We start from the raw sequence: 22,620 nt of genomic DNA on the forward strand, positions 1-22,620 counted from the left end.
ACCCTGACAAAGGGGCAGATGCGCGGATATGGTGCCTTTGGACAGACTGAATGAGATCGTGCAGCGTTTCGAGTATCTCGAGGCGCAGATGGCCGCCGGGGGCGGCGATATCGCCCGGCTCGGGCGCGAATATGCCGAATTGCGCCCGGTGGTCGAGGAAATCCGCGCCTATCAGCAGGTTCTGGCGGATATCGACGCGGCCAGGGCAATGCTGGACGATCCCGAGATGCGCGATCTGGCGCAGGAAGAACTGCGTGATCTCGAGGCGCGGCTGCCTGGCCTTGAGGAGCGTTTGCAGCTGGCGCTTCTGCCCAAGGATGAGGCCGATGCGCGCCCGGCGATCCTTGAGATCCGCCCCGGCACAGGCGGCGAGGAGGCGGCGCTTTTCGCGGGTGATCTGTTGCGCATGTATCAGCGCTATGCCGAGGCGCGGGGCTGGACCTTCGAGATCATCGAGCTGAGCGAGACCGAGCTGGGCGGCATCAAGGAGGTGGTCGCGCGGGTGGCGGGCGATCATGTCTTCGCGCGCCTCAAGTTCGAATCGGGTGTGCATCGGGTGCAGCGGGTGCCTGAGACGGAAAGCGGCGGGCGCATCCACACATCGGCGGCGACGGTGGCGGTTCTGCCCGAGGCCGAGGATGTGGATATCGAGATCGATCCCAATGATCTCAGGATCGACACGATGCGCTCTTCGGGTGCGGGCGGGCAGCATGTGAACACCACGGATTCAGCCGTGCGGATCACCCATCTGCCGACCGGCGTGGTGGTGACCAGTTCCGAGAAATCCCAGCATCGCAACCGCGAGATCGCGATGCAGGTGCTGAAGACGCGGCTTTACGACATGGAGCGGCGGCGCGCACTGGAGGCGCGTTCGGCCAGCCGCGCGGCGCAGGTGGGCAGCGGCGATCGCAGCGAGCGCATTCGCACCTACAACTTTCCGCAGGGGCGGATGAGCGATCACCGCATCAACCTGACGCTCTACAAGCTGGACCAAGTGATGCAGGGCGACCTGGACGAGGTGATCGACGCGCTGCGTGCCGATGCGCAGGCGACGTTGCTGGCGGAGATGGAGGGGTGAGCCCAGCGGGCGGCGTGGCGCAGGCGCTGCGCCGCGTGCGCGCGCGGCTGGCCGCGGCCGGAATCGACAATGCCGAGTGGGAGGCACGACGGCTCATGGCGGCGAGCCTCGGGGTGGAGCCGGGGCGGATCACGTTGCATCTGCATGGCGAGATGAGCGGCGAAGCCGAGGCCGCGCTTGAGGCGCTGGTCAGCGCGCGGGAAGCGCGGCGGCCCTTGTCGCATGTTCTGGGCGGACGGAAGTTTCATGGCCACTGGTTCATCGTGACGCCGGATGTGCTCGACCCGAGGGACGATACCGAGACATTGGTCGAGGCGGCGCTGGCGGCGGATTTCGCCGATGTGCTGGACCTTGGGACGGGGTCGGGCTGTATCCTCTTGAGCCTGCTTGCGCAGCGGCCCGAGGCGCGGGGCGTTGGGGTGGACCTGTCGCAAGCAGCGCTTACGGTGGCGGCGCGGAATGCCGAGGCGCTCGGCGTTGCTGCACGTTGCAGGCTGCTGAGGTCGGACTGGTTCGACGGTGTTGCGGGGCGGTTCGATCTGATCGTGTCGAACCCGCCCTATATCGCCGTCCACGAGATGGCTGACCTCGACCCGGAGCTGCGCCACGAGCCGCGCGTTGCCCTGAGCGATGAGGGCGACGGGTTGAGCGCCTATCGCATCCTGGCGTCTGGGGCGGGGGCGCATCTGCGCAAGGGTGGACGGCTGATGGTGGAAATCGGGTGGAAACAGGGGCCTGCGGTAGTGGCATTGCTGCGCGCGGCCGGATTCGCTGACCTCGTGATTCTGCCCGATCTGGAGGGGCGCGACCGCGTCGTCAGCGGGCTTTGGCAGGGCTGAGTCACTGAAAAACCGGAAAAAATCGCGCAAATTTCGGCAAATTTCCGGTTTACCCTTGTCTCAACGCGTTCGGCATGTTTAGTGAGGTGTAGTCAAGCTGATCGGACGCCCCGGTGGCGCTGCGCTTGACATCAAGCCAATACATGTCGGATCCGGGTTGCTACAGGGCCGCAAAAGGTACCGACCGGATCGAACGACGCTTTGAGCACAGGGCTGAACAGCTAATACAATGAGATCATCCAAGTCACGTTCGCGGAACAAATCCGGCCGCAATCGCTCGATGGGGAACATCGTCAATCGGGTCTTCGAGAGTTCGGGCCCCGAGGGCAAAGTGCGCGGCACGCCCCAGCAGATCATCGACAAGTACAACCAGCTGACGCGCGATGCCCAGCTGGGCAACGATCGTGTCGCTGCCGAGAACTTCCAGCAGCATGCGGAGCATTACCTGCGGATGCTGGGCAGCGCTCAGAAGGAACAGGATGCCCGCCGCGATCAGCAGGAACGCGAGAACCGCGAGCGTCAGGCGGAACGTGATCGTGAACGCGCCAAGCGCCAGGAGCGGGAATCGAACGGCGAGGTCGGTCCGTCGGATTCAGATCAGCCGGATCTGATCGAGAACCGTCAGGATGACAGCGGCCTCGTCGAGACGCCCGAGACGCAGAAATCCGACAAGCCCAAGCGCGCGCGCAAGCCGCGACCCAAGAAGCCTCCGCACAGCGATGGCGAGGCGAAGTCCGGGGACGCTGGCGGATCGCAGGGTTCAGGCGCGCCGGAAGCCGCAGAATAGACGCGCTTCGCGGGATCGACATATCTTCAGAATACGGAATGCAGGGGGCCACGGCCCCCTGTTTCGCGTTCGGGGTATCGGGCTTTCTGATGTCAGGATTCAAAGCCGCGTGCCAAGGCGCAAAACCTTTCGAGGTCCACGGTTTCGGCGCGGTCTGTCGGGGCGATGCCGGCGGCGATGAGGCGGTCCTCGATATCGGGGGCCAGCCCCTTGAGCGCTGCGCGCAGCATCTTGCGGCGCTGGTTGAAGGCCTTGGCGACCACGCGTTCAAGGATGACCGGATCGGCCGGGAAGCGCGGCGCGGGCAGGGCGGTGATATGCACCACCGCGCTTGAGACCTTGGGCGGCGGGGTGAAGGCCGAGGGCGGCAGATGCATGACGATGCGTGCATCGCAACGCCATTGCGCCAGCAGCGCGAGGCGTCCATAGGCCTTGGAGCCGGGGCGCGCGACGATGCGGTCGGCGACTTCGCGCTGGAACATGAGCGTCAGGCTGTCCCATACCGGCGGCCAGGTCTTTGGCGTGAGCCAGCGGATCAGCAGCTCGGTGCCCACGTTATATGGCAGGTTCGCCACGATCTTGATCGGTGGCGTCAGGTGGTCGAGCGGATCGATCGCCAGCGCGTCGGCATTCAGCACCTCAAGCCGCCCCGGACAGGCGGCGGCGATGGCCTCAAGCGCGGGCAGGCAACGGCTGTCCTTTTCCACGGCCAGCACTCGGCGCGCACCTTCGGCGAGGAGCCCGCGGGTCAGGCCGCCGGGGCCGGGGCCGATTTCCAGCACGTCGGCGCCGGTAAGGTCACCCGCAGCGCGGGCGATCTTGGCGGTCAGGTTGAGGTCGAGGAGGAAGTTCTGCCCGAGCGACTTGCGTGCGCTGAGACCGTGGCTGGCGATCACCTCACGCAGGGGCGGCAATCCGTCGATAGTGCTCATCCGGGGTTGCCCCGGCCTGCGTCGCGCGCCCGCGCGTTGCCCATGTCATGGGCCATCTTCAGCGCCTCGATCATCGAGCCGGGATTGGCGAGGCCACGTCCGGCGATATCCATCGCGGTGCCATGATCAGGCGAGGTGCGCACGAAGGGCAGGCCGAGGGTGACATTCACGCCGCGGTCGAAATCGAGAGTCTTGATCGGGATCAGCGCCTGGTCGTGATACATGCAGAAAGCGGCGTCATAACTTTCGCGGGCACGGGCATGGAACATGGTGTCGGCGGACATCGGGCCGTGAAGGTCCAGGCCCTCGGCGCGCAGCGCTTCGATCACCGGCAGGATCATGTCGATCTCTTCGCGCCCCATCGCGCCGCCTTCGCCGGCATGGGGGTTGAGCCCGGCGACGGCGATGCGCGGTCGGGGCAGGCCGAAATCGCGGATCAGGGCCGCATGGGTGATGTGCAGCGTGTCGGTCAGAAGCTTGGCCGTGAGGGCGCGCGGCACCTCGGAGAGGGGGATGTGGATGGTGGTGGGCACGACACGCAGGGCGGCGCTTGCGAGCATCATCACGACCCGCTCGACCCCGGCCAGTGCGGCGAGATATTCGGTATGGCCGGGATAGGCGAAGCCGGCGCCGTCCTGGAGGGCTTTCTTGTGGATGGGCGCGGTGCAGAGGGCGCAGGCCGCACCCGAGCGCACCATATCGACCCCGCGCGCGATCACGTCGATGACGCCTTGCGCATGGGCCGGGTTGGGGGTGCCGGGGGTCATCGGCCCGTCGAAATCATGGCGCAGCAGCGGCAGCCCGTGGCGCGCGGCCTCTGCTGCCTCGGAGGGGTCGGCGATCTGCACGATCGGACTGTCGGGTGGCAGATGGCGCGGGTCGCCGATCAGCACGAAGGGCAGTTCCGCCCCGAGCGCCCGCCATGCGGCAAGCGCCAGTTCGGGGCCGACCCCTGCCGGTTCGCCGCAGCTGAGTGCGACGGGGGCGGTCATTCCAGTTCGACGATTCGCGCCTCGGCGCGCAGCTGTTCCAGATAGCCGTTGGCGAAGGAATCAAGGCGCCGGTTGCGGATCCGGTTGGTCAGATCCTCTGTCGAGGGGCCATCCTCGCCCAGTTCGGGCGTGCGCCCGCACAGCATCAGGAACACCAGCGTCTCGCCATTGGCGCGTGTGAGCGTGGTCGAAACCTCGCCCGGATCCAGCTTGGCCAGTTCAAGGGCGATGTCCTGCGGAATCTCGGCGGGTGCGCGCGAGTCGCGTTCGAGCACCTCGGGCGGCTGCCCCTTGGCGACGCCATAGAGATCGTCGCAGGTATCGGTTTCGGCTTCGATGCGCGCGGCGCGCGAAAGGGCGCGGTCGCTGCGCCCGCCGTCGATGTAATAGGCGGCGTATTCGATGGCGGCATATTCGGGTTCGGCGGCGCCGGTTTCTTCGATGTCGCGCATCTGGAAGAGGGCGATCGCGCCGTCCAGCGGCAAGGGATCGCTGACTTCGCCGGGGGCGAGGCCGAGGATCACAGGGCGCAACTGCGGCGGCAGATTGGTGATCGGCATCCAGTCGAGCCGCCCGCCGCGGTCGCGCGTGGAGGCTGCCGACGAGCGACGCGCTTCGGCGGCGAAGGCGGGGATCGTGTCGATCTGGGAGATACGCAGGGCGCGCTCCTGCACCGCTTCGACCTGTTCGGGGGGCGCGGCCATGATGATTTCGGACAGTAGCACACGCACACCGGTTTCACCGCTGGCGGCGGCGCGGGCGCGTTCGATATCCGCTTCGGAGACCGAGACGCGCGGTGCAAAGCGCGCGCCGACCAATTCGCGCCAAGTCAGACCGGCGCTGACGAAGGCGCGGTAGCTTTCGGCGGAAACCCCTGCGCCTTCGAGGGCGCGGATGAACTGTTCGGCATTCATGTTGGCCCGGCTGGCGAACTCTTCCATGCCGGCCTGGATGTCCTCTTCCTCGATCACGATGCCGCTGGCGCGGGCGGCGTCCAGCTTGAGGCGTTCCTCGATCAGCTGCTCGCGGGCCAGTTCGCGCGGGTTGCCCGGGGCGCGGAACAGGGTCAGCATCCGGGCGCGTTGTTCGATCTCGTAGCGGGTGATGGCCTGGTCGTTGACCTTGATCACCGGTGCGAAGAGGTTCTGCGATGCCGCCGGAGCGGCGCCGGGGCCGACCAGCACGGAGACCGCCAAGGCGGGAAGGGCAATTGCGGCGAGGAATTTGCGCATTCTGGTTCTCTTACTGCTTTTTAATTTCTGCATGCTCTTGTGAAGCTACTTTCGCTTGTGGTGGTCGAAAAGCCCCGAAGCGCGACCGTCAGGCTGATATCGGTTGTCGGCTCGACATTAGAGGAATTGGTGAAACGACGCGAGGCCGAAAGCGCCACTTCCACGCATTCGTTGGTGTAGGTCAGGCCGATGCCGCTGTTGACCTGAAGATCGCGTGCGACATCGTAGCGCCAGTTGGCATCGGCGGTCCAGTGTCGGGCGAAGCGATAGCTGCCGTCGATCGACCACTCCGAGAGATCGCCGCTGCGTTCCTCGAACGGGTCGTTGCGCAACCAGATGTAGGTGGCCGACAGCGACGTACGGTAGTTCCGCCAGCTGGCACGCGCTTCGGCCTTGTTGGCTTCGAAGTTCTCGTCGAACAGGCCGCGCCCGGTCAGGATGAAGCCGCCCGGCGTGCGCAGCTGCCCCGCCAGCAGCACGTCCGAGAATTCATCGCGCAAGCCGGAACTGCGGCTGAGGCTGGGAATGCCGGTGGGTTCGAGCTCCTGCTCGTCGCGCACCACCTGGCCGACAGCGAGCGCGGTCTCCCAGCCTTTCGGGGCCAGCCGGGTCCACTGGATGCCATAGGCAGCATTGAGGCCGCGTTCGCGCCGGTCAGGCCCCGAGAAGCGCGACACGGCAAACAGGTTGCCTTCGTCGAACTCGACGCGCGTGTTCTCGTCATTGGGAATGTCGAGGTTCGATCCCCCGACCCAGGACAGCTGTGCGACGGGCTCGATCAGATGGGTGACACCGGTCTGGGTTCTCTTGAGCAGCGGCCAGCGCAGCCGCATCGAGGTCGACGGCGTGATCTGGGCGGCGGAGGAGCTGCTGAGAGCGCCGGATTGCGCGATATGGAAGCTGTCGGCGGCAAGACCTGCGCGGAATTCCGCCAGCAGGCCCGACCCGAATGTCCAGTTGCGCAGCCAATCGGCACTCAGGGAAAAGCGGGTCACATCGCGGCCATCGGCCCAGGGGTCGGCATCGGGGCCGTCGATATTGAGATCAGATGAGCGCCGGTGGCTGTGCGCCTGCGCCGAAAAGCGAAGCTCACCGCCGAAGCCGGGATAGATGCGCCGTTCATAATCGGCCCGGCCGACCAGCGAGGCCAGGGTCGGATTGGGGTCGCGGGCCCGCAAGGCGTGGAAATAGGTGGCGGAACCGCGGATGAACTCGTCACGACGGACCCGTTCGAGAGCGATCTCGCTGTCGAGACGATCCTTGAAGGTATAGTTATAGTCGTAAAGGTATGAATCGTCGCTGGCGACCTCGAGGTCGAAGGTCAGCTTAAAATCGTTGCGCAGGTTGAATGAGCCCTCGGCGAACATGTAGCCGCGTATCTCATCGTTGGTCAGTTCATCGTTCGAGACCGCGCCGAGAATGCTGATGCCGCCATTCACGAAAGCCTGCCGGTAGCGGAATTCGAGCGTTCGGGTGTTGGTGGTCAGGAAGGGCGTCAGTGTGAGGTCGCGGTGATCGCCCATGCGTATGAAGTAAGGGACCTTCACGCCGAACCCCAGCAGGCTGGAATTGTAGATTGTCGGGAAAAGGAACCCGGTGGCGCGTTCAAGCGTCGGGTCGGGCAGCCGCAGGCGGGGCAGGTAGAACACCGGCACGTCGAGCACCCGAAGCTGGGCGTCATGGAAATAGAGCTGGCGTTCCTCTTCGTCGTGGATCAGGCGGCGGGAGCGTATCTGCCAGAGCGGCGGACGTCCGGTCTCGCAGATGCGGCAGGAACTGACGGCGGTCTTGTAAAGCTGCGAGTAGCGGCCCTCGACCCGCGTCATGGCATTGGCGGCGAGCTGAAGCTGAGATGCCAGCACCACCCGCGCGCCGGTCAGCAGGCCGTTGCGCATGTCTCGGTCGAGCTCGGCGTCATCGGCCAGGATCAGGGTGGTTTCGCCTTCGCGCAGGGTGATCGGGCCCTCGATGGACAGGTGTTCGGTCTCGCCGTCATAGGTGATCGAGTTGGCCTGAAGGCGCCGACCCTCGTGGATCACCTCGACATTCCCGGTCGCGACCAGCACGTCGTCGGGCATCAGCCGCACGTCATCCGCGACAAGGAAGGCGCCATCCCCGCCCGCAACCCGTGACGGCGCGGCGCCGGAATCCTCGGCGCCTTGTGCGCGTGCGCCCACCGGCGCAACGAGCGGCGCGGCGATCAGCGCAAGAGCAGCGGCAAACAGGAGCGCAAGACGGTTCATCCTTCCTCCATATGCAGCAAAATTCCGAATGCCAGCAAAAAAGAGGCCACAGCCGGAGCCCAGGCGGCGAGCAATATCGGAATCTGGCCGTTCTCGCCCAGAATCTGCGCGAAATTCCGGATGTAATGCAGCCCAAAGCCCAGCAATACTGCGGTCAGCACCGACACGCCGCTGTTGTGAAGCCGCGAATGGCGCATGGTGAAGGCCGCCGCCATCATCACCAGCGCCACCAGGAACAGGGGGCGCGCCAGTTCCATCTGGAACCAAACGGCATAGCGGCGCGCGGAAAAGCCGGAATGTTCGAGCTGTGCGATGAAATCTGGCAGATCCCATATCGAGATGTATTCCGGCTTGCCGAAACTGTCGATGATCCTGTCATGCGTGAGGGAGGACGGCACATCGTAGCTGTCGAGTTCCTGAGCGTTGGCCTCGGCGTTGACGCCAAGCGAGAGATCCCACAGCTTCACATTGGTAAGATGCCATGCCCCATCACCGAGGCGTGCCTCCTTGGCGGCGATACGGCGCAGCGGCGCGCCGTCATGGGTAAAGGAGAAGAAGGTGGTGTTGAACAGAACGCTGACATCCGAGCTGGCCCGGCGCGCATGGATCACGGTCTGGCCGTCGTCGTTGCCCTGGCGTAGCCAGATGCCTTCGGGGGCGATGGCCATGACGGCCGAACCCCAGCCCAGATAGGTGTTGACCAGGTCGTTGTGCCGCTTGGCGGAGGCGGCGACAATCGGGTTCAGCATGCTGACCGAAACGACGCCGATCAGCAGCGCGACGGTCAGGGGAGCGATGAGTGCGCGCAGCCCCGAGCGGCCCGCGGCCCGCACCACCACCAGTTCCGAGGAGCGCGACATGCGCAGGAACATCGCCACGCTGGCGAGAATGATCACCAGCGGCAGGATCTCGTAATTGGCCTCGGGGACTTTCAGGAGGACGATTTCGACCACGTCGCCAAAGGGCAGCGCCGAGAAGGATCGCAGATCGTCGATCAGTTCGATCAGGGCCAGAAGAACCACGAAAATCATCACGATCGCGAGGAAGGTCCACAGGAACCGGCGTGCGAGATAGAAATGCAGAATCATGCCGGTTTCTCCGCGATACTTGCGCGGCGTCGCCGGAACCGCGTCCAGAGACCGGGATAAGAGGCCGTGAGCAGCAGCATAATCGTCATCGCCGCCCCCGCCAGCGCGGGAAGATACATCAGTGGCCAAGCTGTCGGATTGAGCAGCACGACGCCCGAAACGGCGCTTTCGATCAGCTTGAGCACAACCAGCAGGCCGAATGCCAGCATGATCTGCCACCAGACCCCGAAGCGGCTGTAATTCCCCAGAAGCAGGGTCGCGAAGCCGACCGTCGCCGCGAAGATGCATAGCAGCGCGTTGCTGAGGCGCCCGTTCAGTTCGTATAGCGCCATCGACAGGGTCGCGCCGGTGCGTTCGGCCACGCCGGCCGGGTCGCGCAGCAAATCGGTGGTGCGGGCATAGCTCACGCTTTCCGCGCCGGCGGGATTGCGTGACACAAGGTTGCTGATATCATACGAGAAATCATTGAAATGCGTGTTGAAAAGGCGGTTTCCGTCGGTCTGGATGTTCTGCGCCAGCCCATCCACCATCACCATCCGCGTGCCGCCATTGGAGTCCTGCAGGAGGTAGGCGCGGTTGGAGCTGTAGGTGACCGCGTTCTCGCGGCTGCGCCGGTCCGATAGGAAAACGTTGCGCAACTGGCCCTCGGGGGTGATCTCACGGATATAGAAGGTGATTCCCGGCGCCGGGTGCAGGAATTCGCCCTCGGTCAGCAGCTTGGCGGTGATGTTCTCGCTGATTTCGGATTGACGGTTGCTCAGCTGGCTGAGGCTCATCGGAATCAGCAGATGCGTGAGGATGGACATCATCAATGCGATGATGATCCCGAAGATCAGCACGGGACGCGCCAGACGCCAGGGTGAATAACCGGTGGCCTGCATGACGGTGAGTTCGCTCTCGGTGCTCAGGCGGTTGGTGACATAGACAGTGCCGGCAAAGGCTGCGATCGGCAGCACCACGCCGATCACCCCCGGCAGGGTGAGTGCCGTGAACTCGAGAAACACCCATGCGGGCTGGCCATCACCGATCAGCCGGTCGAACATGCGCACGGCCTTGTTGATCCAGAAGATCGCAACCAGAACCAGCGCAAAAAAACCGAACAGAACCATGAATTGCGACAGCATGTATCTGTCGAATCTGGTCACGCGTTCCCCCCAAGGCAGCACTCTCGTGGGCAACTTATCGGAATTGAGGGCGGGGGAAAACTGCTAAGTGCCAACTGGTCATTCGCGCGGTCGCGCGCTAGGACTTGGACAGGGCGCGCCGGGGGCGGCGCGCGTGCCAGACCAGCGAAGGAGCAGGATGATGACCACACCCGTTGCCGTGAGTTTCGAGGAAACCGATATCGAGCGGATCGCCGCTGCGACGGGCCGCGTGGCGGTGATCGTCACGCCGGATGGCAAGCTCGATTCAGGCGCGCGCCGGGTGAACCGGCTCTGCAAGGGGGCGCTCAAGCGGCTGGTCGAGAGCGATTCCTGGGCGAAGATGGCACAAGGAGAGCTGCGCACGCTGGCCTGGCCCGCGGGCATGGAGGCCGAGGCGATCGACGTTCTGTGCCTTGAGCGCAATGCCAGTGTCGAGTCGGCACGCAAGGGCGGTGTGGCGCTGGCCAAGGCCGCCGCCACGGGTGGCGGTGCGATACTCGTTTTGGCGGGATCGCTCAGGCGGTCGGCCGAGCTGGCCTTTGGCCTGGTGCTGCGCAGCTACCGCTTTGCGGCCCACAAGCGGCCGGATGATCCCAAGGAACAGCGCGAGACGATCGCCATCACGGTGATGGCGGCGAAGCCCGACGAGGCGCGTGACGCCTATGCGCCCAAGGCGGCGATCGCCGAAGGCGTGTTCTTTACCCGCGATCTTGTCTCGGAGCCTGCCAACCACCTGACCACCACCGAATTCGCTGACCGGATCAGCGCGATGGAGAGCCTCGGGCTGAAGATCACCATCCTCGAAGAATCCGATATGTCGGAACTGGGCATGGGCGCGCTGTTGTCGGTGGGTCATGGCAGCGCCAGCCCATCGAAACTGGCGGTGATGGAATGGCAGGGCGGCGAGAAAGGCGAAGCGCCGCTGGCGCTGGTCGGCAAGGGCGTAGTGTTCGACACCGGCGGCATCAGCCTCAAGCCGGCGGCGGGCATGGAGGAGATGACGATGGACATGGGCGGCGCCGGGGTCGTGTGCGGCACGATGCGCGCGCTGGCGCTGCGCAAGGCGCGCGCCAATGTTGTCGGGCTTGTCGGGCTGGTCGAGAACATGCCCTCGGACCGTGCCACGCGGCCGGGCGACGTGGTCACGTCGATGAAGGGCGACACGATCGAGGTGATCAATACCGATGCCGAGGGGCGGCTCGTGCTGGCCGATGTCCTCTGGTACGCGCAGGAACGTTTCAGCCCGGCGGGGATCGTCGATCTGGCCACCCTGACGGGAGCGATCATCATCGCTCTTGGCAATGAGAAGGCGGGTGTTTTCGGGAATGACGACGCGCTTTGCGATGCGTTCCTCAAGGCCGCCGGGACCGAGGGCGAGGGCGCCTGGCGGATGCCGCTGGCCAAGCCGTATGACGACCTGCTGAAATCCGATATCGCCGATATGAAGAATGTCGGCGGACGCGCGGCGGGGTCGATCACGGCGGCGCAGTTCCTGCAGCGCTTCGTGCGGGATGACGTGGCTTGGATTCATCTCGATATCGCCGGGGTGACCTTGCTCAAGACGGATGCAACCTATGCGCCCAAGGGCGCCTCGGGCTGGGGTGTGATGGCACTGGACCGGCTGGTGGCGGACAGGTTCGAGCAGGGCTGAACCGATGGGCGCGGCGTTCTTCTATCACCTGACGCAGCGCCCGCTGGAGGCGACGCTGCCGATGCTGCTGACAAAGGCGCTGCAGGCGGGTTGGCGCGTGGCGGTGCGCGGCCGGGACGCCGGGCGAATGGCCTGGCTGGATGAAAAGCTGTGGCTGGGGCCTGAGGACGGGTTCCTGCCGCATGGGCTGGCCGGGGGCGCGCATGAGGCGGATCAGCCGGTCCTGCTGACCACGCAGGAGGCGCTGCCCAATGGTGCCGTCTGCCTGATGGCGGTGGATGGCGCCGGGGTGACGCCGGAGGAGGTGGAGGCGCTGGAGCGGGTCTGCATCCTGTTCGATGGCAATGACGCCGCCGCGCTCGATGCGGCGCGCGGCCAGTGGAAGGGGCTCACCGGGGCGGGGTGCAAGGCGCAGTACTGGTCCGAGGAATCGGGCCGTTGGGAAATGCGCGCCGAAGCCTGAGCGCCCGGCTTTTTGGACGAGGATGCGAGGGGCCAGCCCCTCGCGCTCCCCGGGATATTTTCAAACAGAAGAAGGGGAAGGGGAAGGGGCACATTCAGCGGCTGAGCACCAGCTTGCCGCCGCCGATCTCGACGCTGGAATAGCGTTGCAGATAGTCCATCCCGAGCAGGGATTCGGACATGCTGCCCTCGTTGACGACGGCGCGCAGGTCATGGTCTTCGATCGGGCCGATGCTGAGGCGGTCAAGTCGCACCGGCGCGGTGCGCACTGTACCGTTCGCGGTATTGGCGCGCCCGACATAGGCGAGCCCGTCGGTATCGATCCCGGCGGCGCGCGCATCGGCGAGGGTGAGGACGATCTGGCTCGCGCCGGTATCGACGACGAAGCGGACCGGCGTGCCGTTCACTTCGGCGGTCAGGTAGTAATGGCCGTCGGGTGAACGGGGCAGTTCGATCCGCTGATCCTGCGCCAGCACGGTCTGGCTGGGGCGCACGGTCTGGCGGATATCGCCCCAGAGGCCGACGGCGGCGATGACCCCGACAAAGATCAGCCCCCAGACCAGCGCCTGCTGGGTGAGTTTGCCCATCGAGGCGCGGTTCTGGGCGAAGAACCACATCAGCACCGCGCCGCCCAGCAGCACGAGATAGATCAGGCTGGCATAATCACTGTTGTCCATGCGGCTCATATAGGCGCGCGGCGCGCGGTTGGGAAGATCAGGCCGCCAGACCGAAGCCGCGCAGCCCGTCGAGGACGAATTGCACTGCCAGCGCCGCCAGCAGCATCCCCAGGAGCCGCGTCACCACGTTGATGCCGACCCGCCCCAGCGCGCGCTCGAGGATGCCGGCGAAGAGAAAGAGCACCAGCACCATCGCGACCACGCAGAGCATGACGCCGATGACCAGCGCCAGCCCCTCGATGCCCGGCCTCTGGCCCGCCAGAAGGATCACCGAGGTGATCGAGCCGGGGCCAGCAATCAGGGGAATCGCCAAGGGGAAGATCGAGGGGTCGTCGTTGTCATCCTCTTCCTCGGCCTCATCGGCTTGCGATTTGCGCCGCTTGCTGCGCCGCTCGAAGAGCATGTCGAGCGCAGTGAGGAACAGCAGGATGCCGCCCGCGATGCGGAAGGCGGGCATCGAGATGCCGATGAAGCCCAGCACCGCCTCGCCGAAGGCGGCGAAGGCAATGAGGATGAAGGCCGCCGTGATGCAGGCGCGCAGCGCGATGCTGCGGCGACGCGCGCTGTTCATGCCCTGGGTCAGTGCCACGAAAAGCGGCGTCATGCCGATCGGGTCGATGATCACGAAAAGCGTTACAAAGGCGGTGATGAGAAAAGCACTGTCCATGACGGGTCCGGGTTGGGGTCTATCAAGGCTTAGGCGGCGCGTGGCCCGCGCGCAAGAGTGCGAGGCCTAGCCGCCGGCCTTTTCGAGCCGCTCGAGCGCCGTCATCCAGAGGCTTTCTGCGCGCGCAAGCCCGTCTGTCACCTCGGCATATTTCTTTTGCCATTCGCCGGCGCCGGGGGCGTCTTCATAGATCGCGGGATCGGCGAGCTTGGCGGCGATGCGGTCGCGCATCCCGTTGAGCTTCTCGACGCGTTCCTCGCATTTGCGCAGATCGGCGCGCAGGGCGAGGATCGCATCGCGCGATTGGCGCCGCGGTTTCTCGGGGGCGGGTTTGGCCGCCTGCTTGGGAGTCGTTTTCGTCGGGCTGTCACCCTGGAGCAGCATCTTGCGATAGCTCTCCAGATCGCCGTCATAGGGCGCGACATGGCCGTCTTTGACCAGCCAGAGCCGGTCGGCCACGAGACTGAGCAGGTGCATGTCGTGACTGACAAGGATCACCGCGCCGGTATAGGCGGTCAGCGCCTCGACCAGGGCCTCGCGGGATTCGATGTCGAGATGGTTGGTCGGCTCGTCGAGGATCAGCATATGCGGCGCATCGAGCGTGGCCAGCATCAGCGACAGGCGCGCCTTCTGACCGCCCGAAAGGCGGCCCACGACGGTTTCGGCCTGTTCGGCGCCGATGCCGAAGCCGCCGAGGCGCGCGCGCAGCTTGCCGGGGGCCTCGCCGGGCCGCAGGCGGCGGATATGGTCGATCGGGGTTTCATCGACATGCAGTTCGTCGACCTGATGTTGTGCGAAATAGCCGGTGCGCAGCTTGGAGGCGGTGTGGATGCGTCCGTCCATTGGATCAAGTCTGGCTGACAAGAGCTTGGAAAGCGTGGATTTTCCTTCGCCGTTGCGCCCCAGAAGGGCGATCCTGTCATCCTGGTCGATACGCAGTTCGAGATCGCGCAGCACAACCTTGTCGTCATAACCGACCGAGACCCCCTCGAGGCGCAGGATCGGCGGCGAGAGCGCTTCGGGCTCGGGAAAGGTGAAGCGGCGCAGCGCGGCCTCCTGCGGCTGGGTGATAGGCTGCATCCGGGCCAGCGCCTTGATCCGGGCCTGGGCCTGCTTGGCCTTGTCGGCCTTGTAGCGGAAGCGATCCACATAGGATTGCAGGTGGGCACGCCGTGCCTCTTGTTTCTTGGCTTCGGACTGGGCGGCGGCAAGGCGGGCGGCGCGGGTCTCGGCGAAGCGGTCATAGCCGCCCTGATAGAGCGTCAGCTTGCGGTCCTCGAGGTGCAGGATCGAGCCGACAGCGCGGTTGAGAAGCCCGCGGTCGTGGCTGATCACCAGCACGGTGTGGGGATAGCGCGCAAGATATGTTTCAAGCCAGAGCGCACCTTCGAGGTCGAGGTAGTTCGTCGGCTCGTCGAGCAGCAAGAGGTCGGGTTCCGAAAACAGCACTGCCGCCAGCGCGACTCGCATCCGCCAGCCGCCGGAAAAGGCGCTGCAGGGCTGGGCCTGCTCGGCATCGGTGAAGCCAAGGCCCTTGAGAATGCTGGCGGCGCGGGCCTCGGCGGACCAGGCGTCGATATCGGCGAGGCGGGTCTGGATCTCGGCGATGCGGGCGCCGTCGCTGGAGGTCTCGGATTCGGCCATGAGGGCCGCGCGCTCGGTATCGGCGGCGAGGACCGTGTCGATCAGCGAGACCTCGTTGCCGGGCACTTCCTGCGCGACGCCGCCGATGCGGGCGCGCGAGGGCAGGCTGATTTCGCCGCCTTCAAGCGCCAGTTCACCCCGGATCAGTCGAAACAGGGTGGTCTTGCCCGTGCCATTGCGACCGACAATGCCGACCTTGTGACCATCAGGGATGTTGGCGGTGGCATGTTCGATCAGCGGACGACCCGCGACCGCATATGATATATCTTCAAGACGCAGCATGGCCGGGGTGTGCCGCATTCACGGGCAGCCGTCAATCGCAGCTTTTCAAAGCCCTGACCCCATGCTATCGGAGCCGCGATATTGAGGGCGCGGGCAAAGGGCCTGTGCCGGATTCAAAGGAAAGAGGCTGACATGGCTGTGGAACGCACGCTGAGCATTATCAAACCCGACGCGACCAAGCGCAACCTGACCGGCAAGATCAACGCCAAGTTCGAGGATGCGGGCCTGCGCATCGTCGCGCAAAAGCGCATCAAGCTGACCAAGGAGCAGGCTGGCGTCTTCTACGAAGTGCACAAGGAACGCCCGTTCTATGACGAACTTTGCGCGTTCATGGCGTCTGAGCCGGTTGTGGTGCAGGTGCTGGAAGGCGAAGGCGCGATCGCGAAGAACCGCGAAGTGATGGGCGCGACCAATCCGGCGGATGCGGCGCCGGGGACGGTGCGGGCTGAATTCGCGGAATCGGTTGGCGAGAACTCGGTTCACGGCTCGGACGCGCCCGAGACGGCGGCTGCCGAAATCGCGTATTTCTTCTCGGGTCTCGAGCTGGTCGGCTGATCGAAACCAGCCGGGCAACCGGAAAACGCAAGGGCCGTGCCTGATCTCAGGTGCGGCCTTTTTCATTGTTCGTCAACGCCTTAGATGCTGGCGAAATCGTTAAAAACCCGCGACGGAACGGTCTGGGCCTCGGTCGAGGGACCGCTGGGCGCGGGTTGGGGTTTGGCTGTGCCTGTGGCGGTTTTGGGGGTTGGGTGGGTGCTATATGCCATTTGTCTGCTCCGATTTTATCAGGCAGACCAGCCGGGTGGCGCCCGGCTGGCGCCTTTTGTTATCCGTTCAGGATCGTGGTGAAATGTGGCGGGAATGTGGCATGTGGCGGGTGCGCATCCGCGTTATGGCGCTTATGCAACGCAAAGAGATTTTCGTGTGATATATCAACCCATTGCGGCGCGAGTCTAAAGCGCCGAAACCGGGTGTCCCGGGAGGAGTGAGGGTGTCTGGAAGCCACGGGCGTTGATGCTGCGTCGTTGCGGTTGGCGCGGGTCATAGGCACGGATTGCGCCGCTTTGCCGCCCGTTCGCGACATGGCCTGAAGAAGCATGTCGCAATCGAAATATTCTGTACGATTTGCACGTTTCTACCCCCGGTTCTGTACAAGGATCGCGCGCGGCGCCGCGCGGAGTGTACAAACCCCGCGTGACGGCCAGCGGACTTGCATTCCGGGCCGGGATTTTCCATCGTGATCGCTCGCTGGCGCGGCGGCGGTTTCAGGAGACGGAATGCCAAATTCAAAACTCAGGCAGGACCCCCACAAGGTCCAGGAGGCGCGGGAAAAGAATCTCGAGACCGCGATCGGGCGCGAGGTTCGCGAAGTGCGCCGTGCGCGGGGCATGACGGTCGCCGACCTGGCCGAGGTGACGGGGCTGTCGGTGGGGATGCTGTCGAAGATCGAGAACGGCGTGACGTCGGCGTCGCTGACCACGCTTCAGGCGCTGTCGGCGGCATTGAGCGTGCCGGTCACGGCGTTCTTCCGCCGCTTCGAGGAGCGGCGCGAAGCGGTGCATGTGAAGGCAGGCGAGGCGCTGGAGATCGAGCGCGCGGGCACGCGGGCGGGGCATCAATACAACCTGCTGGGCCATCTGGGCGCCAATAACTCGGGTGTGGTGGTCGAGCCTTACCTGATCACGCTGAGCGAGGAATCGGATGTCTTTCCGACCTTCCAGCATGACGGGGTCGAATTGCTCTACATCCTGGAGGGCGAGGTCGGGTATCGGCATGGCGACCAGAGCTTTCATCTGCGCCCCGGTGACAGCCTGTTTTTCGATGCCGATGCGCCGCATGGGCCGGACGAGCTGATCCGGCTGCCGATCCGCTACCTTTCGGTGATCTCTTACCCGCAGCGCGGAAGCTGAGACGGGGCGGCCCCGCGAAGGGGCCGCGCCCGCCTTTGGGTCGTTGCATCCGTGAGTGGTGTCACAACGACCCTGGCCCGCCGGGCCGGACGCCCCGCGGACCAGAGGCTTGGTCCGGGCGGCTGATGATGGCGGAGGGAAACCCCCGGCGGGAATGACGATCAGGTCTGGGTCGGGTCCACGACGCGCAGGTAAGGCATGAGCTGCGCCGAGCGCGCCCGGAACTGACGGATCACATCGGCCTCGGTGCGGTTGTCGGCGATGATCGCAACATCGCCCCAATGCCAATCCGCAGGGGTGGCGGCGCCGGTTTCTGCGCGCAGTTGCAGCGCGCGGATGACGCGCAGCAATTCGTCGATATTGCGCCCCACGAAAAGCGGGTATTCCGAGATCATGTGCACGCGCATCGCCGGATCGAGGATGAAGCTCTTGCGGATCACGCAGGCGCTCGATTCCTTGTCATGGAGCATCCCGAAATTGCGGCTTAGCCTGAGGTCGGGATCGTAGCCGCCCGGATACTCGACTGACACGTCGAAGAATTCCTCGATCTCGTCATGCCATGTCCTTTGCTCTTCGACCGGCGATCCGGTGAGGGCCAGATGCTTGATGCCGTTGTCGTCCCAGGCCTGCTGGTAGGCGCGATGGAGGCGAGTTCGGTGGTGCAGACAGGAGTATAGGCCGCCGGGTGGCTGAACAGGTGGACCCAGTTGCCCGGCGCCCAATCCCAGAAACGAATCTCGCCTTGAGTCGTGGCGATGGTGAAATCGGGGAAGATCTCGCCGATCTGCGGCAACCATTTTACCGTCCGTTGGCAAGCTGCGGGAATCCGTATGATTTTCTCATCGGGATCATTCTGGTTAAAGAACTGAAACGCCATTCCGTGCCTCCCTCATTTAGTGTCCCCTACCGCTAGGCGGGAAAAAGGGCTGGTTGTAGGCGGGTTTGTTCAAAAACTTGCAAATCAGATTGAACTTTGTTTCGATAACAATCATCTAAAGAGTTATCCGGGGCCGATCTGTGTATCGGGCGATGCCCCGGATTACCGTGAGCGACCTTCTTCATCAGTGAGTATCCCGACCGGCGATGTGCCGGCCATGCCCGCATGACGGGCAATACATGCATTGCAAGGCGATCCCTGCGCCAGGTGAATCAACCGCGTTTGACGGGTCGCCAGACACAGAAGGGAGGGCCGTGCCGATGACCATTGCACTGGTTCTGGAATCCGATGAGACGCTGCGGCGTCACATCGTCGATGCGCTTTCCGAAGAGGGATATTCCGCGCTGGCCTGCGAGACTGTCGACGCCTTTTCGCGCATTGTCGCGCAGCGCAATATCGACGTGTTCCTGATCGACGCGCGGTTGCCGGACGGGGACGGTGTGCAGTTGGTCAAGGAATTGCGCAGCGAGTCCGATGCGGGGATCGTCCTGATGGCCTGCACCAGCGACGAGGTCGACGTGGTGCTGGGGCTGGAACTGGGCGCGGATGATTACGTGGTCAAGCCGTTCCGGATGCGCGAGCTGCGCGCGCGGGTGAATGCGGTGATGCGCCGGACGAGGGGTTACAGCCGGTTGCGCAACGAAATCGCGCCGGTCGAGAAGACCGCCTGTCACGTCGCCCACGGTCTGCGGATCTATGGCGGGTCGCGCAGCGTGAAGCGGGAGAGCGGCGAGCTGGTCGATCTGACGACGCTGGAATTCGATGTGCTGGCGGTTTTGTCGTCCTTGCCCAACCATGTGTTTTCCCGCAGCCAGATCATGCAGAAGGTGCGCGGCCCGGACTGGGCGGCCAATGACCGGGCGATCGACGGGCTTGTCAGCCGCCTGCGCCAGAAGCTGTTTCCCGATGGCAGCGGCGCGCAGAGGATCAAGACCGTGCGGGGCATTGGCTATATGCTGACGGCGGCCGAGTGAGGGTGCCGGGGCGTGGCTGCTGAAATATTGAGCGGTTTCCCGCGTCAGGGTGTTTCCTGACAGGAATATTAAATTCTTTATATTGAAATCCGCGCGACTCGGCGCTAGCGTTTTCCATGACAGGATCATGGAGGCGTCGATGTGCGGAATCGTCGGACTGTTTTTGAAGGACAAGGCGCTGGAGCCGCGTCTGGGTGAGCTATTGACCGATATGCTGATTACCATGTCGGACCGCGGTCCCGACAGCGCGGGGATCGCCGTTTATCCCGGCGCGAGCGCCGGGGTCGCCAAATTGACGGTGCAGGCCGATGACCCGGCGCGTTTCGAGGGGCTGGACAGCGCCATGTCGGCGGCGATCGGGGCGGATGTCAGCCTGAGGATCAAGGACACCCATGCGGTGATCGAGCTGCCCGCCGGCAAGGTGGCCGAGGCGCGCGACTCGTTGAAGACGCTTTGCCCCGATGCACGGGTGATGAGCGCCGGAGAGGCGATCGAGATCTACAAGGAAGTGGGGTTGCCGGGCGATGTGGCGCGGCGCTTCGACATTCCGCATCTGACCGGCAGTCATGGCATCGGTCATACGCGCATGGCGACCGAATCCGCGGTCACGACGCTGGGCGCGCATCCGTTCTCGACCGGGATGGACCAGTGCCTTGTGCATAACGGTTCGCTCAGCAACCACAATTCGCTGCGCCGCAAGCTGGCGCGCGAGGGCGTGAACGTGGAGACCGAGAACGACACCGAGGTCGCCGCCGCCTATCTGACATGGAAGATGCAGGAGGGGCACAGCCTGGGCGAGGCGCTGGAATCGGGGCTGGAGGATCTGGACGGGTTCTACACCTTTGTCGTGGGCACCAAGGACGGGTTCGGCGTGGTGCGCGACCCCATCGCCTGCAAGCCCGCCGTGATGGCCGAGACGGATCAATATGTCGCCTTCGGCAGTGAATACCGTGCGCTGGTCAACCTGCCGGGGATCGAGGATGCCCGCGTCTGGGAGCCCGAACCCGCAACCGTCTATTTCTGGAAGCACTGACATGCAGACATTCGACCTGGAAGCCAAAGGCCTGCGCGCCCTCAACGAGACCTTGCAGGCGCAGGCCCCGCAGACCAACGAGACCGCCTGGGAGGTGGTCAATCCGCGCGGCAGCCACGCCATCGCGGTGGGGCTCGATGCGCCGCTCGATGTGACGGTGCGGGGCTCGACGGGCTATTACTGCGCGGGGATGAACCAGCAGGCGACGGTGCGCATCAAGGGCAGCGCCGGGCCGGGCGTGGCCGAGAACATGATGAGCGGCACCGTGATCGTCGAGGGCGATGCCAGCCAGTATGCCGGGGCGACCGGGCATGGCGGGCTCTTGGTGATCAAGGGCAATGCCAGCTCGCGCTGCGGGATCTCGATGAAGGGGATCGATATCGTGGTGGCGGGGAATGTCGGGCATATGTCGGCCTTCATGGCGCAGAAGGGGAACCTGGTGGTCTGTGGCGATGCGGGCGACGCGCTGGGGGATTCGATCTACGAGGCGCGGCTGTTCGTGCGCGGCAAGGTGAAGAGCCTTGGCGCGGATTGCGAGGAGAAGGAGATGCGCCCCGAGCACCTGGAGACCCTGCGCGACCTGCTGGAGCGGGCGGAGGTCGACGCGCGCCCCGAGGAGTTCAAGCGCTATGGCTCGGCGCGCAAGCTCTATAATTTCGACATCGACAACGCCTATTGAGGAAACCAGACATGGCCAAGGACGACAAACACGCGCCGCGCACCATGCCGCTTCAGTCGGCGACCTTCTCGCCCGAGGTGAATGCCGAGATCCGCCGCGCGGCGGCGACCGGCATCTACGATATCCGGGGCGGCGGCGCCAAGCGGCGCGTGCCCCATTTCGATGACCTGCTGTTCCTCGGCGCCTCGATGAGCCGCTATCCGCTGGAGGGCTATCGCGAGCGCTGCGACACCAATGTCGTGCTGGGCACGCGGTTCGCCAAGAAGCCGATCGAGCTGGACATCCCGATCACCATCGCGGGCATGAGTTTCGGCGCGCTGAGCGCGCAGGCCAAGGAGGCCCTGGGCCGTGGCGCCAGCGCTGCGGGCACATCGACCACCACCGGCGACGGCGGCATGACCCCCGAGGAGCGCGGCCAGTCGAAGACGCTGGTCTATCAATACCTGCCATCGCGCTATGGCATGAACCCGGTGGACCTGCGCAAGGCCGACGCGATCGAGGTCGTGGTCGGGCAGGGCGCCAAGCCGGGCGGCGGCGGCATGTTGCTGGGGCAGAAGATATCGGACCGGGTGGCTGAGATGCGCGACCTGCCCAAGGGGATCGACCAGCGCAGCGCCTGCCGGCATCCCGACTGGACCGGGCCGGACGACCTGGAGATCAAGATCCTGGAACTGCGCGAGATCACCAACTGGGAAAAGCCGATCTACGTCAAGGTGGGCGGCGCGCGGCCTTATTTCGACACCACCCTTGCAGTCAAGGCCGGGGCGGATGTGGTCGTTCTGGACGGGATGCAGGGCGGCACGGCGGCAACGCAGGACGTGTTCATCGAGCATGTGGGCCAGCCGACGCTGGCCTGTATCCGCGACGCGGTGCGCGCGCTTCAGGATCAGAACATGCACCGGGAGGTGCAGCTGATCGTCTCGGGTGGCATCCGCACCGGCGCGGACGTGGCCAAGGCGCTGGCGCTTGGCGCTGATGCGGTCAGCATCGGCACGGCTGCGATGGTGGCGATGGGCGACAACGACCCGAAATTCGAGGAGGAATACCAGAAGCTCGGCAGCACCGCGGGCGCCTATGACGACTGGCACGAGGGCCGCGACCCCGCCGGGATCAGCACCCAGGACCCGGAGCTGGCCGCGAGGCTCGATCCCGTCGAGGCGGGGCGTCGCCTGCGCAATTACCTCAAGGTGATGACGCTTGAGGCGCAGACGCTGGCGCGGGCCTGTGGCAAGAACCATGTGCAGCACCTGGAGCCCGAGGACCTTGTGGCACTGACGCTGGAAGCGGCGGCGATGGCGCAGGTGCCGCTGGCCGGCACAAGCTGGTGGCCGGGCAAGCCGGGGACGACATTCTGAGCGCGACTTAAAA

At 64.9% G+C, this 22,620-nt stretch carries 22 protein-coding genes; 11 read left to right on the forward strand and 11 right to left on the reverse strand.

From position 1 onward, the window contains the following. Positions 1-28 precede the first annotated feature (28 nt). The 3 genes from prfA to ROH8110_RS04925 all read left to right on the forward strand — a co-directional run bounded on the left by prfA (position 29) and on the right by ROH8110_RS04925 (position 2,704). A complete protein-coding gene (gene prfA / locus ROH8110_RS04915; RefSeq protein WP_085816575.1) occupies positions 29-1,078 on the forward strand; it encodes a peptide chain release factor 1 in 1,050 nt (349 codons plus the stop codon). Then, the gene (prmC, locus tag ROH8110_RS04920) at positions 1,075-1,917 is read left to right on the forward strand and encodes a peptide chain release factor N(5)-glutamine methyltransferase (protein WP_245962748.1); all 843 of its coding nucleotides are present in this window, start codon (positions 1,075-1,077) and stop codon (positions 1,915-1,917) included. The genes prfA and prmC overlap by 4 nt, the downstream gene beginning before the upstream one ends. Before the next feature lie 229 nt (positions 1,918-2,146). After that, positions 2,147-2,704 (forward strand): DUF4167 domain-containing protein, encoded by a 558-nt coding sequence (locus ROH8110_RS04925; RefSeq protein WP_085816577.1) that lies wholly within the window; start codon positions 2,147-2,149, stop codon positions 2,702-2,704. A 92-nt stretch (positions 2,705-2,796) separates the two neighbouring features. Here the strand turns inward: ROH8110_RS04925 and rsmA are convergent, their stop codons facing one another. From rsmA to lptF, 6 genes are read right to left on the reverse strand one after another with little or no spacing between them, the layout of a single operon-like run. Beyond that, a complete protein-coding gene (gene rsmA / locus ROH8110_RS04930; protein ID WP_085816578.1) occupies positions 2,797-3,636 on the reverse strand; it encodes a 16S rRNA (adenine(1518)-N(6)/adenine(1519)-N(6))-dimethyltransferase RsmA in 840 nt (279 codons plus the stop codon). Continuing rightward, a complete protein-coding gene (pdxA, locus tag ROH8110_RS04935; protein ID WP_085816579.1) occupies positions 3,633-4,628 on the reverse strand; it encodes a 4-hydroxythreonine-4-phosphate dehydrogenase PdxA in 996 nt (331 codons plus the stop codon). Before pdxA ends, rsmA begins: the two co-directional genes overlap by 4 nt. Further along, positions 4,625-5,860, reverse strand: a complete 1,236-nt coding sequence (locus tag ROH8110_RS04940) for a peptidylprolyl isomerase (RefSeq protein ID WP_085816580.1) — start codon at positions 5,858-5,860, stop codon at positions 4,625-4,627. Before ROH8110_RS04940 ends, pdxA begins: the two co-directional genes overlap by 4 nt. Positions 5,861-5,880: 20 nt before the next feature. Further along, positions 5,881-8,103, reverse strand: a complete 2,223-nt coding sequence (locus ROH8110_RS04945) for an LPS-assembly protein LptD (RefSeq protein ID WP_085816581.1) — start codon at positions 8,101-8,103, stop codon at positions 5,881-5,883. Next, complete coding sequence (gene lptG, locus ROH8110_RS04950; protein WP_085816582.1) at positions 8,100-9,191, reverse strand: LPS export ABC transporter permease LptG; 1,092 nt, start codon at positions 9,189-9,191, stop codon at positions 8,100-8,102. Before lptG ends, ROH8110_RS04945 begins: the two co-directional genes overlap by 4 nt. Then, positions 9,188-10,315: an LPS export ABC transporter permease LptF gene (gene lptF / locus ROH8110_RS04955; protein WP_085816583.1), complete on the reverse strand. Its 1,128-nt coding sequence runs from the start codon at positions 10,313-10,315 to the stop codon at positions 9,188-9,190. Before lptF ends, lptG begins: the two co-directional genes overlap by 4 nt. A gap of 181 nt (positions 10,316-10,496) precedes the next feature. On the opposite strand from lptF, the gene ROH8110_RS04960 reads away from it, so the two are divergent. Together ROH8110_RS04960 and ROH8110_RS04965 are read left to right on the forward strand one after the other, a co-directional pair. Continuing rightward, positions 10,497-11,987 (forward strand): leucyl aminopeptidase, encoded by a 1,491-nt coding sequence (locus tag ROH8110_RS04960; protein WP_085816584.1) that lies wholly within the window; start codon positions 10,497-10,499, stop codon positions 11,985-11,987. 4 nt (positions 11,988-11,991) lie between these two features. Beyond that, the gene (locus ROH8110_RS04965) at positions 11,992-12,450 is read left to right on the forward strand and encodes a DNA polymerase III subunit chi (protein WP_085816585.1); all 459 of its coding nucleotides are present in this window, start codon (positions 11,992-11,994) and stop codon (positions 12,448-12,450) included. A gap of 94 nt (positions 12,451-12,544) precedes the next feature. On the opposite strand, the gene ROH8110_RS04970 is transcribed toward ROH8110_RS04965, so the two are convergent. The 3 genes from ROH8110_RS04970 to ROH8110_RS04980 all read right to left on the reverse strand — a co-directional run bounded on the left by ROH8110_RS04970 (position 12,545) and on the right by ROH8110_RS04980 (position 15,719). Next, positions 12,545-13,126: a retropepsin-like aspartic protease family protein gene (locus ROH8110_RS04970; RefSeq protein WP_085816586.1), complete on the reverse strand. Its 582-nt coding sequence runs from the start codon at positions 13,124-13,126 to the stop codon at positions 12,545-12,547. 37 nt (positions 13,127-13,163) lie between these two features. After that, a complete protein-coding gene (locus ROH8110_RS04975; protein ID WP_085816587.1) occupies positions 13,164-13,793 on the reverse strand; it encodes a MarC family protein in 630 nt (209 codons plus the stop codon). Between the two features lie 66 nt (positions 13,794-13,859). Further along, positions 13,860-15,719 (reverse strand): ABC-F family ATP-binding cassette domain-containing protein, encoded by a 1,860-nt coding sequence (locus ROH8110_RS04980; RefSeq protein WP_085817013.1) that lies wholly within the window; start codon positions 15,717-15,719, stop codon positions 13,860-13,862. 132 nt (positions 15,720-15,851) lie between these two features. Here ROH8110_RS04980 and ndk point away from each other — a divergent pair, with 132 nt between their 5' ends. Together ndk and ROH8110_RS04990 are read left to right on the forward strand one after the other, a co-directional pair. Further along, entirely contained in the window at positions 15,852-16,274 is a 423-nt protein-coding gene (gene ndk, locus ROH8110_RS04985) for a nucleoside-diphosphate kinase (RefSeq protein ID WP_085816588.1), read from the forward strand. A gap of 722 nt (positions 16,275-16,996) precedes the next feature. Then, a complete protein-coding gene (locus ROH8110_RS04990) occupies positions 16,997-17,629 on the forward strand; it encodes a helix-turn-helix domain-containing protein (protein ID WP_085816589.1) in 633 nt (210 codons plus the stop codon). 161 nt (positions 17,630-17,790) lie between these two features. Here ROH8110_RS04990 and ROH8110_RS18870 read toward each other — a convergent pair whose 3' ends face one another. Together ROH8110_RS18870 and ROH8110_RS18875 are read right to left on the reverse strand one after the other, a co-directional pair. After that, positions 17,791-18,159 (reverse strand): thioredoxin domain-containing protein, encoded by a 369-nt coding sequence (locus ROH8110_RS18870; RefSeq protein ID WP_147430601.1) that lies wholly within the window; start codon positions 18,157-18,159, stop codon positions 17,791-17,793. Beyond that, positions 18,114-18,506 carry a redoxin domain-containing protein gene (locus tag ROH8110_RS18875; RefSeq protein ID WP_121143620.1) on the reverse strand — a complete coding sequence of 131 codons (393 nt, stop codon included), beginning with the start codon at positions 18,504-18,506 and terminating at the stop codon, positions 18,114-18,116. The genes ROH8110_RS18870 and ROH8110_RS18875 overlap by 46 nt, the downstream gene beginning before the upstream one ends. 320 nt (positions 18,507-18,826) lie before the next feature. Here ROH8110_RS18875 and ROH8110_RS05000 point away from each other — a divergent pair, with 320 nt between their 5' ends. The 4 genes from ROH8110_RS05000 to ROH8110_RS05015 all read left to right on the forward strand — a co-directional run bounded on the left by ROH8110_RS05000 (position 18,827) and on the right by ROH8110_RS05015 (position 22,607). After that, a complete protein-coding gene (locus tag ROH8110_RS05000) occupies positions 18,827-19,540 on the forward strand; it encodes a response regulator transcription factor (RefSeq protein WP_170156437.1) in 714 nt (237 codons plus the stop codon). Positions 19,541-19,679: 139 nt separating this feature from the next. Beyond that, positions 19,680-20,573 carry a class II glutamine amidotransferase gene (locus tag ROH8110_RS05005; protein ID WP_085817014.1) on the forward strand — a complete coding sequence of 298 codons (894 nt, stop codon included), beginning with the start codon at positions 19,680-19,682 and terminating at the stop codon, positions 20,571-20,573. Position 20,574: 1 nt separating this feature from the next. Beyond that, on the forward strand, positions 20,575-21,252 hold the full coding sequence (locus ROH8110_RS05010; RefSeq protein WP_085816592.1) for a GltB/FmdC/FwdC-like GXGXG domain-containing protein: 678 nt from the start codon (positions 20,575-20,577) through the stop codon (positions 21,250-21,252). Positions 21,253-21,263: 11 nt separating this feature from the next. Next, the gene (locus tag ROH8110_RS05015) at positions 21,264-22,607 is read left to right on the forward strand and encodes an FMN-binding glutamate synthase family protein (RefSeq protein WP_085816593.1); all 1,344 of its coding nucleotides are present in this window, start codon (positions 21,264-21,266) and stop codon (positions 22,605-22,607) included. The last annotated feature ends 13 nt before the right edge of the window (positions 22,608-22,620 follow it).

It is taken from the genome of Roseovarius halotolerans (assembly GCF_900172255.1).
GTDB classification, from domain to species: domain Bacteria; phylum Pseudomonadota; class Alphaproteobacteria; order Rhodobacterales; family Rhodobacteraceae; genus Roseovarius; species Roseovarius halotolerans.

What these genes read in the sequence shown, in the direction of transcription:
- prfA (WP_085816575.1), top strand. Translation starts at nt 29, where the DNA reads ATGGTGCCTTTGGACAGACTGAATGAGATCGTGCAGCGTTTCGAGTAT.
- ROH8110_RS04925 (WP_085816577.1), top strand. Translation starts at nt 2,147, where the DNA reads ATGAGATCATCCAAGTCACGTTCGCGGAACAAATCCGGCCGCAATCGC.
- rsmA (WP_085816578.1), bottom strand. Translation starts at nt 3,636, where the DNA reads ATGAGCACTATCGACGGATTGCCGCCCCTGCGTGAGGTGATCGCCAGC.
- pdxA (WP_085816579.1), bottom strand. Translation starts at nt 4,628, where the DNA reads ATGACCGCCCCCGTCGCACTCAGCTGCGGCGAACCGGCAGGGGTCGGC.
- ROH8110_RS04940 (WP_085816580.1), bottom strand. Translation starts at nt 5,860, where the DNA reads ATGCGCAAATTCCTCGCCGCAATTGCCCTTCCCGCCTTGGCGGTCTCC.
- ROH8110_RS04945 (WP_085816581.1), bottom strand. Translation starts at nt 8,103, where the DNA reads ATGAACCGTCTTGCGCTCCTGTTTGCCGCTGCTCTTGCGCTGATCGCC.
- lptG (WP_085816582.1), bottom strand. Translation starts at nt 9,191, where the DNA reads ATGATTCTGCATTTCTATCTCGCACGCCGGTTCCTGTGGACCTTCCTC.
- lptF (WP_085816583.1), bottom strand. Translation starts at nt 10,315, where the DNA reads ATGCTGTCGCAATTCATGGTTCTGTTCGGTTTTTTTGCGCTGGTTCTG.
- ROH8110_RS04960 (WP_085816584.1), top strand. Translation starts at nt 10,497, where the DNA reads ATGACCACACCCGTTGCCGTGAGTTTCGAGGAAACCGATATCGAGCGG.
- ROH8110_RS04965 (WP_085816585.1), top strand. Translation starts at nt 11,992, where the DNA reads ATGGGCGCGGCGTTCTTCTATCACCTGACGCAGCGCCCGCTGGAGGCG.
- ROH8110_RS04970 (WP_085816586.1), bottom strand. Translation starts at nt 13,126, where the DNA reads ATGGACAACAGTGATTATGCCAGCCTGATCTATCTCGTGCTGCTGGGC.
- ROH8110_RS04975 (WP_085816587.1), bottom strand. Translation starts at nt 13,793, where the DNA reads ATGGACAGTGCTTTTCTCATCACCGCCTTTGTAACGCTTTTCGTGATC.
- ROH8110_RS04980 (WP_085817013.1), bottom strand. Translation starts at nt 15,719, where the DNA reads ATGCTGCGTCTTGAAGATATATCATATGCGGTCGCGGGTCGTCCGCTG.
- ndk (WP_085816588.1), top strand. Translation starts at nt 15,852, where the DNA reads ATGGCTGTGGAACGCACGCTGAGCATTATCAAACCCGACGCGACCAAG.
- ROH8110_RS04990 (WP_085816589.1), top strand. Translation starts at nt 16,997, where the DNA reads ATGCCAAATTCAAAACTCAGGCAGGACCCCCACAAGGTCCAGGAGGCG.
- ROH8110_RS18875 (WP_121143620.1), bottom strand. Translation starts at nt 18,506, where the DNA reads ATGGCGTTTCAGTTCTTTAACCAGAATGATCCCGATGAGAAAATCATA.
- ROH8110_RS05000 (WP_170156437.1), top strand. Translation starts at nt 18,827, where the DNA reads ATGACCATTGCACTGGTTCTGGAATCCGATGAGACGCTGCGGCGTCAC.
- ROH8110_RS05005 (WP_085817014.1), top strand. Translation starts at nt 19,680, where the DNA reads ATGTGCGGAATCGTCGGACTGTTTTTGAAGGACAAGGCGCTGGAGCCG.
- ROH8110_RS05010 (WP_085816592.1), top strand. Translation starts at nt 20,575, where the DNA reads ATGCAGACATTCGACCTGGAAGCCAAAGGCCTGCGCGCCCTCAACGAG.
- ROH8110_RS05015 (WP_085816593.1), top strand. Translation starts at nt 21,264, where the DNA reads ATGGCCAAGGACGACAAACACGCGCCGCGCACCATGCCGCTTCAGTCG.